Source organism: Vibrio penaeicida, from assembly GCF_030689305.1.
In the GTDB taxonomy this organism is placed as follows: domain Bacteria; phylum Pseudomonadota; class Gammaproteobacteria; order Enterobacterales; family Vibrionaceae; genus Vibrio; species Vibrio penaeicida_B.
Window position 1 is genome coordinate 1 of the sequence record NZ_JAUYVM010000064.1, and the last position, 1007, is coordinate 1007.

General features: G+C 36.9%; 1 protein-coding gene. It reads right to left on the reverse strand.

Features of this window, described 5'->3' with window-relative positions:
- Positions 1–270: 270 nt before the first annotated feature.
- The gene (locus Q8W40_RS27990; RefSeq protein ID WP_305402107.1) at positions 271–807 is read right to left on the reverse strand and encodes a hypothetical protein; all 537 of its coding nucleotides are present in this window, start codon (positions 805–807) and stop codon (positions 271–273) included.
- Between the last annotated feature and the right edge of the window lie 200 nt (positions 808–1007).

The following is a 1007-nucleotide window of genomic DNA, read 5'->3' on the forward strand; positions in this document are numbered from 1 at the left end:
TTTGCGGTGAATTTTGTGTTTAAGGTGTAATGCAGCGGCTTGATTTGTGCGTTGTCTGCGGTTTAAGCTGGCGTTATGAATGCTCACTCTTCTTTTGCTCTTTCAGCTTTTCTAGCTTATGGGTGTAATAAGCGTTTTGGAAAAAGGCTAACGTAAATATAAAGAAAAATAACCCAGTCTTTGTTGACTCACTTGAGTCGTTCCAATACCAAGCAACCATGCCAAATGAAAAAATACAGAATAGAACTTTGATAATAATTGACTGTATCATTAGTACATACCCGAAGATTGTAACGTTGTTCTATTATCTAGCTCGTTGCGTGCTTTATTTAGCTCATTTTTATTAAAATAGATGCAACCCCATATTACAATCGTTACCCAGTGTTTCTTTCCCATCCTCTTAAGTGACCACAAGTCTTTGACCAAGTCTTTCCCACTTAGCACAGAAGCCCCAACACCAACATAGCCTGCAAAAGAGTCGATTGTTGAATGTATCGCAATATCTTTCTTTAACTCATCATTAGATAGCGACCAAATCCCCCATTGAGGATTAACATAAGTTGTATCAAGTGTTTTAGATATGATCTTACCCATTAATGCTCTGTTTGGGACGCTGCGAATTAAACGCATGGCTTCAATTCTTTGAAGTCTATTCATATGGCGATACAAAACCATAGATGAAATAGCTTCTACTTCTAGCTCTCCTGCATTGACCAAGAGATTGGACGGAATAGAAGTAATCTTTGATAGGATTTTAAGTTGCTCTTTCGTGTTTTTCGGTAGTGTGTATGGTAGGTTTTCTTTCATTGAGCTTGTGCTATTAGTGAAATTTCAGTACACAGTATGGATTTTTCATTAAAATGCAATTAGATGCTTAATGGTTGCGTGTGAGATCACTTCAAAGTTAGTTGTAATTGAAATTTGGGAAATCATAACAAACGACTATGGCGTCAATAGCTAATTTTTAGCTGTATTTTCATCCCACATGACGCCATCTCTTAGCATTG

What these genes read in the sequence shown, in the direction of transcription:
- Q8W40_RS27990 (WP_305402107.1), bottom strand. Translation starts at nt 807, where the DNA reads ATGAAAGAAAACCTACCATACACACTACCGAAAAACACGAAAGAGCAA.